Annotated in this window: 13 protein-coding genes; 7 read left to right on the top strand and 6 right to left on the bottom strand. The window is 73.3% G+C overall.

Features of this window, described 5'->3' with window-relative positions; translation table 11 throughout:
- Positions 1–48: 48 nt before the first annotated feature.
- The 3 genes from WMF11_RS13110 (at position 49) to WMF11_RS13100 (ending at position 3,958) form a co-directional block, all read left to right on the top strand.
- Positions 49–1,608, top strand: coding sequence for an SLC13 family permease (locus tag WMF11_RS13110; RefSeq protein ID WP_437908724.1), 1,560 nt, complete (start codon positions 49–51; stop codon positions 1,606–1,608).
- A gap of 172 nt (positions 1,609–1,780) precedes the next feature.
- Positions 1,781–2,968, top strand: a complete 1,188-nt coding sequence (locus WMF11_RS13105) for an FIST signal transduction protein (protein WP_437977722.1) — start codon at positions 1,781–1,783, stop codon at positions 2,966–2,968.
- A 6-nt stretch (positions 2,969–2,974) separates the two neighbouring features.
- Positions 2,975–3,958 (top strand): STAS domain-containing protein, encoded by a 984-nt coding sequence (locus tag WMF11_RS13100; RefSeq protein WP_437552148.1) that lies wholly within the window; start codon positions 2,975–2,977, stop codon positions 3,956–3,958.
- Positions 3,959–3,976: 18 nt separating this feature from the next.
- Here the strand turns inward: WMF11_RS13100 and WMF11_RS13095 are convergent, their stop codons facing one another.
- The 3 genes from WMF11_RS13095 to WMF11_RS13085 all read right to left on the bottom strand — a co-directional run bounded on the left by WMF11_RS13095 (position 3,977) and on the right by WMF11_RS13085 (position 6,084).
- Positions 3,977–4,381, bottom strand: coding sequence for a hypothetical protein (locus WMF11_RS13095; protein WP_437552147.1), 405 nt, complete (start codon positions 4,379–4,381; stop codon positions 3,977–3,979).
- 252 nt (positions 4,382–4,633) lie between these two features.
- Positions 4,634–5,461: an N-formylglutamate amidohydrolase gene (locus tag WMF11_RS13090; RefSeq protein ID WP_437977721.1), complete on the bottom strand. Its 828-nt coding sequence runs from the start codon at positions 5,459–5,461 to the stop codon at positions 4,634–4,636.
- Between the two features lie 86 nt (positions 5,462–5,547).
- On the bottom strand, positions 5,548–6,084 hold the full coding sequence (locus tag WMF11_RS13085) for an RNA polymerase sigma factor (protein WP_044964694.1): 537 nt from the start codon (positions 6,082–6,084) through the stop codon (positions 5,548–5,550).
- A gap of 100 nt (positions 6,085–6,184) precedes the next feature.
- Between WMF11_RS13085 and WMF11_RS13080 the strand changes: the two genes are divergently transcribed.
- A complete protein-coding gene (locus WMF11_RS13080) occupies positions 6,185–6,556 on the top strand; it encodes a thioredoxin family protein (RefSeq protein WP_437977720.1) in 372 nt (123 codons plus the stop codon).
- Positions 6,557–6,645: 89 nt separating this feature from the next.
- Here WMF11_RS13080 and WMF11_RS13075 read toward each other — a convergent pair whose 3' ends face one another.
- A complete protein-coding gene (locus WMF11_RS13075; protein WP_437908720.1) occupies positions 6,646–6,993 on the bottom strand; it encodes a hypothetical protein in 348 nt (115 codons plus the stop codon).
- Positions 6,994–7,328: 335 nt separating this feature from the next.
- Between WMF11_RS13075 and rarD the strand changes: the two genes are divergently transcribed.
- Positions 7,329–8,255: an EamA family transporter RarD gene (gene rarD / locus WMF11_RS13070; protein ID WP_437908719.1), complete on the top strand. Its 927-nt coding sequence runs from the start codon at positions 7,329–7,331 to the stop codon at positions 8,253–8,255.
- Between the two features lie 90 nt (positions 8,256–8,345).
- Here rarD and WMF11_RS13065 read toward each other — a convergent pair whose 3' ends face one another.
- Positions 8,346–9,596, bottom strand: a complete 1,251-nt coding sequence (locus WMF11_RS13065; RefSeq protein WP_437977719.1) for a DUF1588 domain-containing protein — start codon at positions 9,594–9,596, stop codon at positions 8,346–8,348.
- A gap of 336 nt (positions 9,597–9,932) precedes the next feature.
- On the opposite strand from WMF11_RS13065, the gene WMF11_RS13060 reads away from it, so the two are divergent.
- Complete coding sequence (locus WMF11_RS13060) at positions 9,933–10,997, top strand: lysylphosphatidylglycerol synthase domain-containing protein (protein WP_437977718.1); 1,065 nt, start codon at positions 9,933–9,935, stop codon at positions 10,995–10,997.
- A 48-nt stretch (positions 10,998–11,045) separates the two neighbouring features.
- Here WMF11_RS13060 and WMF11_RS13055 read toward each other — a convergent pair whose 3' ends face one another.
- Positions 11,046–11,885, bottom strand: coding sequence for a Uma2 family endonuclease (locus WMF11_RS13055; protein ID WP_437977717.1), 840 nt, complete (start codon positions 11,883–11,885; stop codon positions 11,046–11,048).
- A gap of 498 nt (positions 11,886–12,383) precedes the next feature.
- On the opposite strand from WMF11_RS13055, the gene pepN reads away from it, so the two are divergent.
- Complete coding sequence (gene pepN, locus WMF11_RS13050) at positions 12,384–14,999, top strand: aminopeptidase N (protein WP_437977716.1); 2,616 nt, start codon at positions 12,384–12,386, stop codon at positions 14,997–14,999.
- The last annotated feature ends 27 nt before the right edge of the window (positions 15,000–15,026 follow it).

Genomic DNA, 15,026 nt, shown 5'->3' with positions numbered 1-15,026 from the left:
CGCAGGGCGCGGCCTGCCGGCGAGGAGCGCGTGTGCGATAGAGTCGCCATGCAGGGCCCCCCTGATCACGCCGCCGCGCCGCCGGGCGCCCCTCACCGAGGCCACCCCCCTCCTGCGCGGCTCCGCCTGCTTCGCTGCCTCGGCGTCGCCTCCGGTCCGGCCGCCGCCCTCGCGATCGCGCTCATCCCGAGCGGGCTCCACGCCGTCCCTGGTTACGGCCACCGCCCCGCATACGCGGCCGCGGTCGCGGCGTGGATGGCGCTGTGGTGGCTCTTCGAGGTGCTCCCCGTCGCGCTCACCGCCTGCTTGCCGCTCGTTCTCTTCCCGTTGCTCGGCGTCTTCGGCCGCGGGCTCGCGGGCGACGCGGCCCGCGCCGCCGCGCCGTTCGTCGACGCGTACATCTTCCTCTTCCTCGGCGGCATGGCGATCGGGGCCGCCATGGAGCAGTGGAGCCTTCACCGCCGGGTGGCGCTCCACATCATGCGGGCCGTCGGCACGGACCCGAAGCGCCTCCTGCTCGGCATGCTGGTCGCGACGAGCTCCATCTCGCTCTGGATCTCCAACACCGCGACCGCCGTGATGATGGTCCCCATCGGGCTCGCCCTGCTCGCGCAGCTGGAGTCGGCCGCCGGGGGGCGCAGGCTCACGCACTACGGGACGGCGATCATGCTGGCGGTGGCCTACGCCTCCAACGTCGGCGGGATCGGCACGAAGATCGGCACCGGGACGAACTCCATCTTCTGCGGCTTCCTCGCTGACAAGCTGGGCCACGATCTCGGTTTTCTGCAGTACATGGCGATCGCCCTGCCGTTCGTTGTCCTCTTCGTCCCGCTGCTCTGGCTCGCCCTGTGGCGCGTCGGCAAGCGGGACGGGCTCGGCCCCGGCCGTGCGCGCGACGCGCTCGACCGCGAGCTCGCGGCCATGGGCCCGATGAGCCGCGGCGAGAAGACGGTCGCCGCCGTCTTCGCGGCGGCGAGCGCGCTCTGGATCCTCGGCGATCCGCTGCGCGCCGCGCTCGCGCCGCGCGTCCAGGCCGCGCTCGAGGGCCTTGGCGCCGCGCTGGGCTCGGGCGCCGCGGCCGGCTTCAAGGTGCAGGGCAAGCACTACGAGGCGACCGTGGCCGTCCTGGCGGCGCTCGGCCTGCTCGCCTTGCGCGCCCTCTCGCTCGCCTCCCTGCGCAGGATGCCCTGGGGCACGCTCGCCTTGCTCGGCGGCAGCTTCGCGATGGCGGCCGGCATCGAGGGCGGCGGGCTCTCGGCGTGGATGGCCGCGGAGCTCGCGGTCGTCGCCGAGGCGCCGCTGCTCGCGCAGATCGGGCTCGCCAGCACCGGCACGATCGCCCTGTCGGCGCTGGCCTCCAACACCGCCACGGTGAACGTGGCGCTCAACGTGCTCCCGCAGGACCTCGGCGTGCTGTTCGCGGCCACGATCGCCGCGTCCTGCGACTTCATGCTGCCGACGGGCACGCCGCCCAACGCCATCGTGTTCGGCAGCGGGTACGTGCGGCTCCCGGCGATGATCCGGACAGGCTTCCTGCTCAACGTGGCTGCCGCCGCGATCATCACGGTCTACGTGTACGGCTACGCGCGGCACCTTATCGGCGGCTGAGCGCAGGGGCGGCGCGGTGCGGTTTTGTGTATAAGCGCCGGCGCAACGAGTCACCGGATACTTCGCAAGCGGAAAGAACGCCGATGAAGGAGAAGGTCATGAACGCGACAGACGGCCTGTGGAGCCCACCGGCGCCGGCGGCACGGACCGCGGGCACGGGAGGGCCGCGGGGATGAAGATCGCCACGTCGTCGTCGACCGCTGCGGGGGCGAGCGCCGCGTTCGCCGAGGCCATGTCGGCGCTGCGCGCGGGCCTCGGCGCGGAGCCCGATCACGTCTTCCTGAGCTACACGGCCTCCTATGACGTCGACGAGCTCGCGCGCGCCACCGCGGCGCTGCCGCCGTCGGTTCGCGTCCACGGATCGAGCTCGTGCCAGTCGGTCATGACCGCTGCCGGCGTTCATGGCGCCCCCGGCCCCGGCCTCGCCCTGCTCGGGGTCGCCGACGCGCAGGGCGCCTATGGCGTCGCGGCCGAGCGGATCGGCGGCGCCCCGCGGGCCGCCGGCGCGCGCGCCGCGGCGCGCGCGATCGAGGACGCCGGGCGCTCCGGCGAGCTCCCGGCCCTGCTCTGGCTCAGCGTGCAGACCGGCGCGGAGGAGGACGTCCTGCTCGGCATCGAGGACGTCGTGGGCCCCAACGTGCCCGTGTTCGGCGGCTCCACCGCGGCGGACTCCATCGTCGGCAGGCAATCGCAGATGGATCGCGGGCTGGCCCACGAGGGCGCGGTGCTGCTGACCGCCCTCTACCCGTCCGGGGAGATCTCCTATGCGTTCAGCAGCGGCTATGCCCCCACCGAGCACCGCTGTCGCGTGACCCGCGCCGAGGGCAGGCGCCTGCCCGAGATCGACGGGCTCCCGGCCGCCGAGGTCTACAACCGCTGGACCGGCGGCCTGATCTCCGCGCAGCTCGGCGGCGGGACGATCCTGGAGCACACGGCGCTCCACCCCCTCGGGCGGCCCTCGGGCTGGATCGGCAAGGTCCCCCAGTTCTTGCTCATCCACCCGGACACCGTGCAGCAGGACAACTCCATGACGCTCGGCGCCAACATCAACGAGGGCGACGAGCTCGTGCTCATGCAGGGATCGCGCGAGAGCGTGATCGGCCGGGTCCGCTCCGTCGTCGACGCCGCGCTGGGGGCCGCGCCGCCCTCCTTCCGCGCGCAGGGCGCGCTCGTGATCTTCTGCGCGGGGTGCATGCTCGCCGTGCGCGGCGAGCTCGATCGCGTCGTCCAGGGGGTGGCCGCGTCGCTCGGGGAGACGCCGTTCCTCGGCAGGTTCACCTTCGGCGAGCAGGGGTGCTTCACCCGGGGCAAGAACCAGCACGCGAACCTCTCCATCAGCGTCGTCCTGCTCGGAGACTGAGATTTGATGGACGAGGCTGCCCACGAGACGATCGCCGAGCTTCGGCGCGCGCATGAGGAGGAGCGAGCGCTCCGGCTGGAGGCCGAAGGGCTGGCGGAGGTGCTCCTGCGCTTCACGGAGCCGGGCAGCTTCACGGAGACGCTGGCGCGCGTCGTCGAGGCGACCGCGCAGCGGCTCGGGGCCGCCGCCGGGCTCGTGATCGCGTTCGATGAGGGGGCGGACGGCCGCGCCCTCGTCGCGACCGATCCGGGCCTCTCGGCGACCGAATGGGAGGCCGGGCCCGCGTTCTCGCGCGCGCTCGAGGGCCGGCCGGTCGCCAGCTTCGACCTCCGCCAGCTCGCCGAGTGGCAGCGCCAGCCGGAGCCCGTGCTCGCGCGCTACGGCTCCGCGCTCCACGCGCCGCTCCACGCCGGTCCCCTGCGGTCGCTGCTCGTGCTTGTCCATCCGGACCGCGCCTTCTTCGACGCGCGCCACGTCAGCCTCGTGCGCCGCCTCCTGCCCGCGGCGTCGCAGGCGCTCGCGCGCGCCCGCGCCGAGGAGGAGCTCGCGCGGGCGCGCGACCTCGCGTACGAGCGGGAGATCACCGAGAAGCTGACGCTCATCGAGCACCAGCGCGCCGCGATCCGGGCGCTGTCCATGCCCATCATCGAGGTCTGGAGCCGGATCCTCTGCGTCCCCGTGATCGGCTTCGTCGACGAGGAGCGGTGCGCGCTCCTCATGGAGCGGCTCCTCTCCGCCGTGACGGCCAGGCGGGCGCGCGCCGTGGTCATCGATGTCACCGGGCTCGACCGGATGGAGGCGAGCGCGCTCGCGCTCTTCCTGCGCGTGGCGACGGCGGTGAGGCTGCTCGGCAGCACCTGCGTGCTCGCCGGCATCGGCCCGGAGGTCGCCCGGGATCTCGTGCGCGAGGGCGTGGCGCGGGGCGACGTCGTGACGTACCGCCGCCTGCACGACGCGCTGAGGGAGCTGCTCCCGCCGTCGAAGCGGTGATCCGGTCGAGGGCGCGGCTCAGGAGACCTTGCGCCGCGCCGAATCCCACCCGCGCCGCACGGCGCTCTTCGCCTCGTCCCAGGTGCGCCCGCTCTTGAGGTCGTTCCACTCCTCCTTGAGCTTGCTCTCGACCCGATCGTCCCAGTCGGTGTGATCGCTGTAATGGCCCGCCGCGCCCCAGCCGTAGCGCAGCCCCGGCTCGACCTGGTCCCAGTCGGTGTTCGGCGCGTAGCGCGGCGGGATCGGCTGCTTGCCGAGCGCCTGCTTCACCGTATCGCCGACGTCCTGGTTGAGCTCCTGCCCCTTGGTGCTGGTGAAGTCCGCCTTGGTCTGCTCCCAGTCGCGGCGCAGCGCCTCCTTCACGCGGTCCCAGCCGGACGTCTTGTGATCATCCCACCACCTCGGATTGACTGCATGGTTCATCGGTACCTCCATCGACTCCGTTGAACGAGCGCCGGCGCGAGGGCCGAGCGCTGCCATGAGCCCGGCGATACACGAACGGTGCCGCCCCGAGCCTTTGCCGGAAACCGATGGGAATCGGGCTGTTCGCAGCGATGTGCGCCGTCCCGGCGTGACGCTCTCCGCCGCCCCCGGCGGAGGCTCGCCTGCGTCAGGCCGTCACACGTGAGACAAGGTGCCTCGGAGGTGTCAACCGGGCGCCGAGCCCCGTCCACGTCACCGACCGGCGGAGGCGTCCGGGGAGAGGGCGTTCAGGTCGACGCCGCTCGCCTCGATGGCCCGGTAGCTCGCCGCGAGGCGCTGGGCCCAGGCCTCCACGCCCTCGTCGCTCAGCAGGCCGTCCTGGCGGATCTCGAGGAGCACGCAGGGCAGGCCGCGGGCCTCGCCGTGCGTGGGGATCCCGTAGTCGCCGCCCTCGGTCACGCGGTAGGGCTCGTTGTCGCCGACGCAGAGCCCGGGCTCGCGCCGCAGCGCCTCGAGGAACGGCGCGGCGAGCCTGCGGTCGCGCCCGTAGAGGACAGCCGCGTGCCACGGCCGGTCCTGGCCGGGCATCGCGGGCGTGAAGCTGTGCACGCTGAGGATCGCCGTGCGCTCCCGGCGGTCCCGCCGCGCGTCGAGGAGCGCGGTGATCGCGCGGTGGTAGGGCCAGAAGCACGCGTCAGCCCGCGCGCGGGCCTCCGCGGCGTCGATGGCGTTGCCGGGGATGGGCACGCCGCAGCTGATCTCGGGGATGGACGTCGGCGAGCCCAGCGGCCGGTTGCAGTCGATGACGAGCCGCGAGTAGCCGGAGAGCACGAGCGGCGCGTCGAGGAGCGCGGACAGGCGGCGCGAGAGGCGGGCCGCGCCGATGTCCCAGCCGGTGTGCTCGCGGAGCGCCTCGTGCTGCCTGCCCAGCTCGGGGAGGCTCCTCGGAACCGCGTTGGACGCGTGGTCGCAGAGCAGGACCGCGCTGGAGCGGCCCTCGGGGTTCACCACCTCGAACGCGGGCGGCTCATCGGGCGCGAGGATGCGCAAGGCTGGCGAAGCGGACGAAGAAGAGCTCATGACGTCTCGCCCAAGACATAGCAGACACCGGCGCGCCCGCGCCGCGCGCGCACTCGCGAGGGCGCGCGGCAGCACGCGCGGCGCGCTCAGTGCGGCGACGTCATGCACGCGCGCAGCGCGAGCTTGGCCCGGTGCAGGAGCACCGCGACGTGGCCGGCCGAGATGCCCAGCGCGCGCGCCACGTCCTCTCCGGGTTGCTCCTCGAGCATGCGCAGCGTCACGACGGCCTTCTGGATCTCGCAGAGCTCCTCGACGCACGCGCGCAGGCGGACGTGCTCCTCGGCGCGCGCGATCGCCTCGTCGGTCGCCGGCACGTCCCCCGCGGCCTCCGGGTGCGCGTCCACGTCGTCGTGCGGCCGGGCGCGGAAGTGACGGCGGCGCCGGTTGCGCGCGGCGTTCCGCACCGTCCCGGCGAGCACGCCCCCCCACGCGCCGACGTCCTCCGGGAGGGCGCCCCGCTGCGCGAGCGTGAGCAGCGTGCAGAGGCCCTCCTGCACGCAGTCGACCGCGTCTTCTGGTGTCACCCCCTCCGCGCGCGCCAGCGCCGCGAGCGCCGAACGCTCGGAGCGCACAAGGTGCGACACATGGTTGAGGAGATCGTCCGCGTCCTTGATGGCGCCCATGGTCCAGGAGGTCAGGTGTCGAGCCGCGACCACATTACAACGGGCGAGCGCTGTAATGGAGGCCGCCCTCGAGACCTGCCAGGGCATGGAGGTTCACGCCATGTCCACGAATCCTGTCCGCGAGATCGATGAGGCGAGCTTCGACGCCGAGGTGCTGGAGGCCGGGGTGCCCGTCCTCGTCGAGCTCACCGCGCAGTGGTGCCCGCCGTGCCGCGCGCTCGCGCCCATCCTGCACAAGCTGGCGGAGGAAGGCGCAGGACGCCTGAAGGTGGTGGCGGTCGACGGCGATCGGTGCCCGGCCATCGCCCGCCGCCTCGGCATCCGCGCTTTTCCGACCGTCGTCGCGTTCGCCGGGGGCAAGGAGGTGGCTCGTCACGTGGGGCTGACCACGAAGGACAAGCTCCTCCGGCTGATCGAAGGGGGCGGGCTCCCCGGCAGCGCGGGGAGGGACCGAGCGCCCTCACCGTCGTGAGGGCGGCTCGATAGCGCTCCTCCGCGGGCGGGCGGCCGCCAGCGGTGCGTGAAGGGGCTCGGGCGCGCGTGGCGCGATTCGCCTGTGGCCTACCGCCGCGGCCTTTCGGGCTGCCGGTGCGTGCCTCGCTGCCGCTCGGCGGCGGGGAAGCTGATCTTGCGGGTCGTCGACTCGTCCCCGGAGACCTCGAACGGCCCCACCGCCTGCGGATCGCTGACCGGCCTGCCGTTGTCGTCGACGAGCGAGAGCGTCCCGACATAGTCGTCGGCGACGAGCTGCACGCTCGCGTCGAACCGCTCGCAGGGGACCACCTGCCGCGTGACCTCGTTGCTCTTCGTGTTGATGAGGACCAGCTCGACCGCGGTCGCGCCGCGCGCCTTGCACTGAGCGGCGTCGGTCTTGTCCTCGATGGACCACTGGACGGTCACGAACCCCATGTCTTCAGGCTGTGCGCCTCCAGGCCGCGTCTCGCCGGTCGTTTCTCCCGTGCACGCGACCATCATCGCTGCACATAGCCCTGCTGAAGCGTAGACACTTCGCATACCCACCTCGCTGTGCTCGCTGCGGACTCAGCGCCGCGCCCCGCGTCCAGCAACGCGGATGCCATGCGGCCTCGCGGCGAGCCTGCGAGCCCGGCGCTCGCAGGCAGGGCTTGAAATGGCCGAGCAGGTTCGCCATGTTCGCCGTCCGATCGAACGCGAGCGGCGCCTCGTAGCAGCGGCGCCGGGCGGCGGGCGGCGTCGAGCGACGCCGCCGAGGAAGCACGACCCCGATGCCCACGCCCGAAGATGCTCGCGACAGCCGAAAGGAGGCCGCGTGGGGCGTCGCCTACGGGATCGCGGCCTACAGCTCCTGGGGCGTCGTCCCCGTCTTCTGGAAGCAGCTCCGGCACGTCGGCGCGGTCGAGCTCCTGGCCCATCGCACCGTGTGGAGCCTGCTCTCGTTCGTGGCGCTCACGCTGGCCACAGGGCAGGGCCGCGCGCTCGGCGCCGCCCTGCGCGACCGGCGCGTCGTCGCGGCGATGGCGGTGACCGGCGCGCTCGTGTCGGCGAACTGGGTCCTGTTCATCTACGCCGTCGCGGTGGGGCGCGTGCTCGACGCCAGCCTCGGCTACTTCATCAACCCGCTGCTCAGCGTGCTCCTCGGCATGCTCTTCCTGCGCGAGCGGCTGCGGCCCGCCCAGTGGCTCGCGCTCGGCCTCGCCGCCTCGGGCGTCGTGTACCTGGCGGTGCGCGCCGGCTCGATCCCCTGGATCGCCCTGGGCCTGGCGAGCACGTTCGGGGTGTACGGCCTGCTGCGGAAGGTCGCCGCCGTCGGCTCGCTCCCCGGCTCCACCCTGGAGACGTCGTTCATCGCCCCGCTCGGCGCGGCCTACCTGGCCGCCCTCCACGCCGATGGCGCCGGCGCCGCGGGCCGCGCCGATCTGCGGACCCACCTCCTGCTCGCCGCGACGGGCATCATCACGGCCCTGCCGCTCGTCTGGTTCACGAACGCGGCGCGCCGCCTGTCGCTGACCACCGTCGGCTTCCTCCAGTACCTCGCGCCGAGCGGCCAGTTCCTGCTGGCCGTGCTCGTCTACGACGAGCCGTTCAGCACGGCCCAGGCCGTGAGCTTCGCCTGCATCTGGACGGGGCTCGCGGTGTTCAGCGCCGACGCCGTGCTCCGCGCGCGCCGCTCGGGAAGGGCGAGCGCGTCCTGAGCGCACCGGAGGCGAGGCAGGAGGGATCAGAGCCGCCGAGAGGCCAAGGGCGCCAGGAGAGCGGTCGCGTCCACGACCGCCCGGGGGCGCTCACGGCTGCTCGTCCGGAGGTCCCCACGTGAGCTCCTGCTCGCCGAGAAACTCGGGGGTCCCCACCACCGAGAGGAGCAGCTCGCGCAGGTTGCGCCCCGACCGGCCGAAGGCCGCTGCCAGCGAGGCGACGCGCGGCGCCAGCGCCTCCGGGACAACCGCGTTGGGGTGAGAGAGAGGATCGGTCGCGTAGTGCATCAGGAGACTCGCGATGCACCCGTGGACCTCCGGGAGCTCCTTCAAGATCTCGAGCAGCTCGCGGACATCTCCGTACCTCGGCTCGCCGGGTACGCCGGTGATCCATCCGGAGGTGTCGAACGGCTCGCCGCCGTCGTCCGCGAGCTCGCGGCCCATGCTGTCGAACCGGAGAAAGGCGAACCCCGGCGGGTTCAGCTCGCCGTGGCACGTGGCGCACGACGCCGGAGCGGTCAGCTCGATCATCTGCCGGCGGATCGAGCGCCCCAGCGCGGGCTCCTCGGGCGGCGACATGTCGGGGAGCGCCGTGCAGAGGAGCGCGGAGCGGACGAGCCAGCCTCGCCTCACGGGCCAGGTGACCGGGTAAGCGCTGCTGAACGTCCGCATCACCGAGGCGCTGGTGAAGAGCCCCATCCGGTTCGGGGAGCCGTACGGCACGCGCGTGGGCTCCTCGCCCTCGACGCCGCTCATCCCGTAGTGCTCCGCGAGGCGCGCGTCGACGAAGGTGTACGGGGCGAACATCAGTGTATCCAGGGTGCCGTCCTCGTCGAGGACGACCGCGCTCCCGTAGGCCTCGACCTCCTTGCGCATCGACGCGAGCAGCGGATCGTCGACAGGCTCGCCTTCGGGGGTGAAGCCCAGGAGCAGCTTCGAGCGCAGCCACCAGCCGAAGAAGCGCCCGACGCCGCTCCTTGCGCGCGGATCCTGGAGCATCTCGCGCGCCAGCTCCTGGACGGCGCGCGCCTGCACCGGGGCGCGCAGCCGCGCGCTGATCTCGCCGGCCAGCGCCTCGTCCCTCCAGAGGAGCCTGGTCAGGCGCTGCGCGATGACGCCCGGCGCAGCCGGCGGGATCTCGGGAGGGGTGGTGTCCCCGCCGCCGCCCGACCCGCCGCCGCCCGACCCGCCGTCGACCGGCGCATGGTTCGCCGGCACACCGTCGACCGGGGCCCAGCCACACGCGACCAGAGCGCCCGTCGAGAGGGCGACCAGCAGCGCGACCACGGCCCTCGGACCAGGACCTGTAAAATTCCCGCCATGAAGCTTGTGGTTGTTCAAGGAAGTCAACTCCGTTGATACCCCACCTACCTCGGGTGGCCTTTGAGGGACGAGGACGATCTGTGCCTGACATCTCGCCTCTCGGCTCGCCCGCGCTCCGCGTGGCATCCCGCCGCGTGCGCGCGCTGCGCGCTCCGAGCTTCTGCGCTCTGCGAGATACCTCACCGCCGCGTGCGCGCCGCATGCCCACGGCGCGCGCGCTCCGCGAGGCAGCTCACCGCCGCGTGCGCGCGCTGCATGCCCACGGCGCGCGCGCTCCGCGAGGCAGCTCACCGCCGCGTGCGCACGCTGCACCCACACGGCGCCGGCACGCTCCTCGCAGCACCTCCCCTTCCCATGGCTCTCTTGCCTCCGGCCCGAGCGGCAGAGGAATGCGCCGGAAGCGATCCCAGGCCCGCGCCCGGCGGCGACGCGCGCGTCCCTGCCGCTCTACCCGCCGCCCCGGACGCGCCCGCCGCCCGCCGCGCGCGGCGAAAGGCGCTGCTCCACGCGGCGCTCGGCGGCCTCGGCCTGGCCGCCCTGGCCGCGCTCATCCGCCACGTCGGCGCGGCGGAGATGCTCGCCGCGGTGACCCGCGCCGCGCCGTTCTTGCCTTTCCTGATCGCGCTGGAGGCGGCCCGCATCGGCTGCGAGGCGCTCGCGACCGGCGTGCTCTGCGCGCCGCGGCGTGTCCCGATTGCAGAGCTCCTTCGCATCCACGTCGTCACCTACCCTGTCATCACGCTGATGCCGGCCGGCCGCCCCGCGGGCGAGGCGGTCAAGGCCGCGCTGCTCTCCCCCCACGTTGGCGCCGCGCGCGCGGCCGCGATCGCCACGGCGAACCAGTCGCTCGCGCTCCTGTCCTCGGCCCCGCTGTCGCTCCTCGCGGCCATCGCCCTCTTCCACATCGGCGGCGCCTCTCCGCTCGCCCTCGGCGTGCTCGCGCACGCCGCCCTCCTGGTCGCGAGCGGCCTCGGCGTCGCCTTCGCCGCGCGGCAGCGCGCCGCCTCGGCGTGGATCACCCGGCGGTTCGCCCGCGCCGGTCAGCTCGCCGCCGCCTTCCAGGAGGCCGTCCACGAGCGCCCGCCCGTCCCGGCCTGGCCGTTCGCCGCCTGCCTCGCGGGCCGCGCGCTCCAGGCGGTGCAGTACGGCGTGCTGCTCGCCGTCGTCGGCGCCGAGAGCGGCCCCCTCCGCGCGCTCGCCGCGTACGGCGTGGGCGCCGCCGGCACGGCCGCCGGCGACCTCATCCCGGGCCAGATCGGCGCCACCGACGGGGCCTTCACGCTCGCCGCCTCGCTGCTCGGCCTCACCGCGAGCTCCGCCGTCGCGATCTCGTTGCTCGTCCACCTCCTCCAGGCGGCCTTCGCGCTCGCGGGGATCGCCGCCGCGCTCGTGTGGCGCCGCAGCCCTCCGGCGCCCTGAGCCGAGATCGGCTGGGACCAGGGGGAGCCGCGCGCCTCCGGCGTGCGCTCAGCCGCGCTCGCGCTTGATGCGCTCCAGCTCGGCCAGGGCCTCGGCCAGCCGCCGCTCGGCCTCGTCGGCGCGCTGCCGCTCTGCATCGAGGCGGCGCCGCTCTTCGTCGAGGCGGCGTCGCTCTTCGTCGAGGCTCATCTCGGTCTCCTCGATGCGCGCCTCGAGGTCGCCCACCATCGAGCCGAGCCGGGCGAGCAGCTCGTGCGTCTCCGGCAGCGGCGCCAACCCGTGGAAGAAGCGCAGCCGGTCCCCCTCCAGGCTCAGGTCGAGGTCGAGCACCGTGCTCGCGAGCCGGCCCTCCTGCGGGACGATCGGCTGGTACCGCGCGCTGCCCTCGGCGAGCCGGAAGCCGCGCAGCCGCCTTCGCCTGCGATCGAACACGAAGTACTCGGAGATGCCCAGCGACGCGTAGCGGGTGGCGTTGTCCTCGAGGTCCTTCTTGCTCTTCCCGCGCCAGAGGATCTCCAGCGCGAAGTCGATCCCCTTGCCCTCGGCGCTCACCGACCAGTGGGCGCGTTCCTTCACCTCGACGTCGAGCACCGCGATGACGTCGGGCGCGAACATCCGCTCGGCCGGGTAGTACACCGGCAGCTCGCATGCGAGGTACACGCGCCGGCCGATGCGCTGGAAGTACCCGCCCAGCGCGTCCCTGGCCGCCACCTTCGGGTTGAAGTGGAAGTCACCCTCGGGAGGGCACGCCTCGGAGACCTCGAACTCCGACGGGAGGGTATCGAGGACGCGCTGCCGTTCCTCCGGCGTCATGCGGTCCCAGAGCTCCTGCGGAGGGGCCCGCGGATCGTCGGGGTCGATCACCCAGGACGTCGGCGCGCGCTGCATGATCCGAGCATAGCGAGCCCGCGCAGCCAGAACCACGGCACACGCACGGCGTCGACCCCTCGAGGGCGCTCCAGGCCACGCCGAGCCGCGCTCCCCCGTTCGCGCGCCTTGCGCCCGGAGGGCTCCGGCACCCCGCGCGCTCCGCTCTGCGGTCCGGAAGGGTCCGGCCCCCTCTGGCACAACGAGGAGGGCTCAGGCGGGGGTTGTGGGCACAGAATTTCGCTGAGAACGCGTTCTCTGACACAAAATTGCCCTGAAAATCGCTCGATCTGGCGTTTTCTAGGGGTCCAGACCCGGTGCGTCGCCCGTGCAGGACGGCCCATCCGCCCGGTCGTCCGCTCCCTCGTCCCTCGCCCGGCCGCCTGGCAGGCGCCTCCCTCGTGCGCCTCGCGGCCGCGCGGCAGCCGGACACGCGGCGCGGTCGCCCGACCGCGCCACGACCGCGACCGCGGCAGATCGCTGGCCTCCCTCCGGCGGTTCGTCCTACGGTGTGCCGTCATGACGGAGAAGACCGGCGGCCCTGGAAGGGACGTGCTCACCCAGAAAGAGGCCGAGGAGCGCGCCGCGCGCATCGGCAGCGCGCGCTACGAGCTCTCGCTCGACCTCTCGCGCGGCGAGAGCGGCTACCGAGGCGAGGCGGTCGCGTACTTCGACGTCCGCGGCCACGGCGACACGTTCATCGACTTCCGCGGCGGGCGCATCGAGCGGCTCGAGATCAACGGCGTCGAGATCGAGCCCGCGTGGTCCGACTGCCGCATCCTCCTCCCGGGGAGGCTGCTCGCCCCGGAGACGCGCGTGCGCGTCGTCTACGAGAACGACTACGATCACACCGGCGACGGCTTCCATCACTTCCGCGACCCGGAGGACGGCGAGGACTACGTCTACTCGGACCTCGAGCCGTTCAGCGCCCACCGCGTGTTCCCCTGCTTCGATCAGCCGGACATCAAGGCGAGCTACCGGCTCTCCGTCACCGCGCCCGAGGACTGGGAGGTCATCGGCAACGCCCGCGTCGCGCGCACGTTCGGCTCCGGCCTCGGGCGCACGACGCGGGTGTTCGAGGAGACGACCCGGTTCAGCACCTACATCTTCGCGCTGATCGCCGGCCCGTACAGCGGCGTCCGCGACGAGCACCGCGGCATCCCCCTCGGGCTCTACTGCCGCAGGTCGCTCGCGAGGCACCTCGACGCCGAGGAGCTCTTCACGATCACGAAGCAGGGCTTCGACTTCTACCCGGAGTTCTTCGACTACCCCTACCCCTTCAGCAAGTACGACCAGGTCTTCGTCCCGGAGTTCAACGCCGGCGCCATGGAGAACGTCGGCGCCGTGACCCACAGCGAGCGCATGATCTTCCGGGACCCGCCGACGGACCACCAGCGCCTCACGCGCGCGGAGGTGCTCCTCCACGAGATGGCCCACATGTGGTTCGGCAACCTCGTGACCATGCGGTGGTGGAACGATCTCTGGCTGAACGAGAGCTTCGCCACGTACATGGCCTTCCTCGCGATGGAACAGGCGACCCGGTTCCAGCCGGCCGTGTGGAAGGCGTTCAACGTCATGAAGAGCTGGGCCTACCGGCAGGACCAGCTCGTGACGACGCACCCCATCGCCGGGGAGCTCGCCGACACGGAGCACACGTTCCTGAACTTCGACGGCATCACGTACGGCAAGGGCGCCGCCGCGATGAAGCAGCTCGTCGCGGCGATCGGCCTCCCGGCCTTCCGCGAGGGGATGCGCCGGTACTTCAAGCGCTACCAGTACGGCAACGCGACGCTGCGCGAGTTCCTGTCCGCGCTGGAGGAGGGCTCCGGCCGCGACCTCGGCGCGTGGTCGCGCCTCTGGCTCGAGCAGGCGTCCCTCAACACGCTGACGGCCGAGTGGGAGCCCGACGGCGACCGCATCGGCCGGCTCCGCGTGCTGCAGACGGCGCCCGCCGACTACCCGACCCTCCGGCCGCACCGCATCGACGTCGCGCTCGCGCGCGAGGAGAACGGCGCGCTCGTCGTCGACTCGGTGCCCGCGGAGATCGACGGCGCGGCGACCGAGGTCGCGGCCGCGCGGGGGCAGCGGGCGCCGCTCCTCGTGTTCCCCAACCACAACGACCTCACGTTCGCGAAGATCGCGCTCGACCCGGCCTCGCTCGCGTTCGTGCGCGAGCACATGGGCCGCGTGGAGGATCCGCTCCTGCGCACGCTGCTCTGGTCGTCGCTCTGGAGCATGGTGCGCGACCAGAAGCTCGCCTCCCCGGCGTACCTCGCGCTGGTGAGGGACAAGCTGCCCGCCGAGCCGGACCTCTCGCTCGTCGACCCGGTGCTCACGAACGCGGTGACGGCGCTCGCGCGCTACGTGCCGGATCCGCTGCGCGAGGCCGAGGCGAGCGCGTTCACCGGCCTCGCCCTCGCGGCCCTGCGGTCGGCCCCCCGCGGCGACGCGCAGATCGTGTGGGCGCGGGCGCTCTTCAACGCGGCGTACTCCGCGCCGGATCTCGCGCTGGCCGCGCGCCTCGCGGACGGCGAGATCGAGGTGGACGGCCTCGAGATCGACCAGGAGATGCGCTGGACGGTCGCCGTGAAGTGGATCGCGCGCGGCATGGAGGGCGCGGAGGAGCGGCTCGCCGCCGAGCGCGAGCGCGACCCGTCGGACCGCGGCCAGCGCGCCGCGCTTCGCGCCGAGACGGCCCGCCCGGATCCGGCGGCGAAGGCCGCGGCGTGGGCGCGCTTCCACGAGGACGGGTACGGCTCGCTGCACCTCACCAGCGCGGCGATGTCGGGCTTCAACTGGTCGTTCCAGCGCGCGCTGCTCGAGCCGTACGCGCAGGCGTTCTTCGAGCGGGTGCAGCAGGTCTTCGAGACGCGGACGCACGAGCTCGCGTCCGCGTATTTCACGCATCTGTTCCCCTCGTACCGCGTCGAGCGGGACCTCGTCGCCCGCGCGGAGGCGCGGACCGCGGCGCTCGGGCGGGCCCCGGACGGCGCGCCGGCGGCGCCGCGGCTGCCGATGCTGGTCCGGATGCTCCGCGAGGCGAGCGACGACCTCGCGCGGGCGATCGCCTGCCGGGAGCTGGCGGCGGCGAGCGCCGAGGGGCGCCGCCCGGGGGGCGGGGGCGCCCCCGGCTGAGCGAGGAACCGGGGAGAGCGGCGCTCG

Origin of the sequence: Sorangium sp. So ce295 (assembly GCF_051527405.1) — a bacterium.
Lineage (GTDB): Bacteria > Myxococcota_A > Polyangia > Polyangiales > Polyangiaceae > Sorangium > Sorangium cellulosum_B.
Note: the sequence above shows the minus strand (reverse complement) of the source record. Positions and strands in the feature narration are given on the sequence as shown.

Coding starts and splice junctions, on each gene's coding strand:
- WMF11_RS13110 (WP_437908724.1), top strand. CDS start 49: ATGCAGGGCCCCCCTGATCACGCCGCCGCGCCGCCGGGCGCCCCTCAC.
- WMF11_RS13105 (WP_437977722.1), top strand. CDS start 1,781: ATGAAGATCGCCACGTCGTCGTCGACCGCTGCGGGGGCGAGCGCCGCG.
- WMF11_RS13100 (WP_437552148.1), top strand. CDS start 2,975: ATGGACGAGGCTGCCCACGAGACGATCGCCGAGCTTCGGCGCGCGCAT.
- WMF11_RS13095 (WP_437552147.1), bottom strand. CDS start 4,381: ATGAACCATGCAGTCAATCCGAGGTGGTGGGATGATCACAAGACGTCC.
- WMF11_RS13090 (WP_437977721.1), bottom strand. CDS start 5,461: ATGAGCTCTTCTTCGTCCGCTTCGCCAGCCTTGCGCATCCTCGCGCCC.
- WMF11_RS13085 (WP_044964694.1), bottom strand. CDS start 6,084: ATGGGCGCCATCAAGGACGCGGACGATCTCCTCAACCATGTGTCGCAC.
- WMF11_RS13080 (WP_437977720.1), top strand. CDS start 6,185: ATGTCCACGAATCCTGTCCGCGAGATCGATGAGGCGAGCTTCGACGCC.
- WMF11_RS13075 (WP_437908720.1), bottom strand. CDS start 6,993: ATGGGGTTCGTGACCGTCCAGTGGTCCATCGAGGACAAGACCGACGCC.
- rarD (WP_437908719.1), top strand. CDS start 7,329: ATGCCCACGCCCGAAGATGCTCGCGACAGCCGAAAGGAGGCCGCGTGG.
- WMF11_RS13060 (WP_437977718.1), top strand. CDS start 9,933: ATGGCTCTCTTGCCTCCGGCCCGAGCGGCAGAGGAATGCGCCGGAAGC.
- WMF11_RS13055 (WP_437977717.1), bottom strand. CDS start 11,885: ATGCAGCGCGCGCCGACGTCCTGGGTGATCGACCCCGACGATCCGCGG.
- pepN (WP_437977716.1), top strand. CDS start 12,384: ATGACGGAGAAGACCGGCGGCCCTGGAAGGGACGTGCTCACCCAGAAA.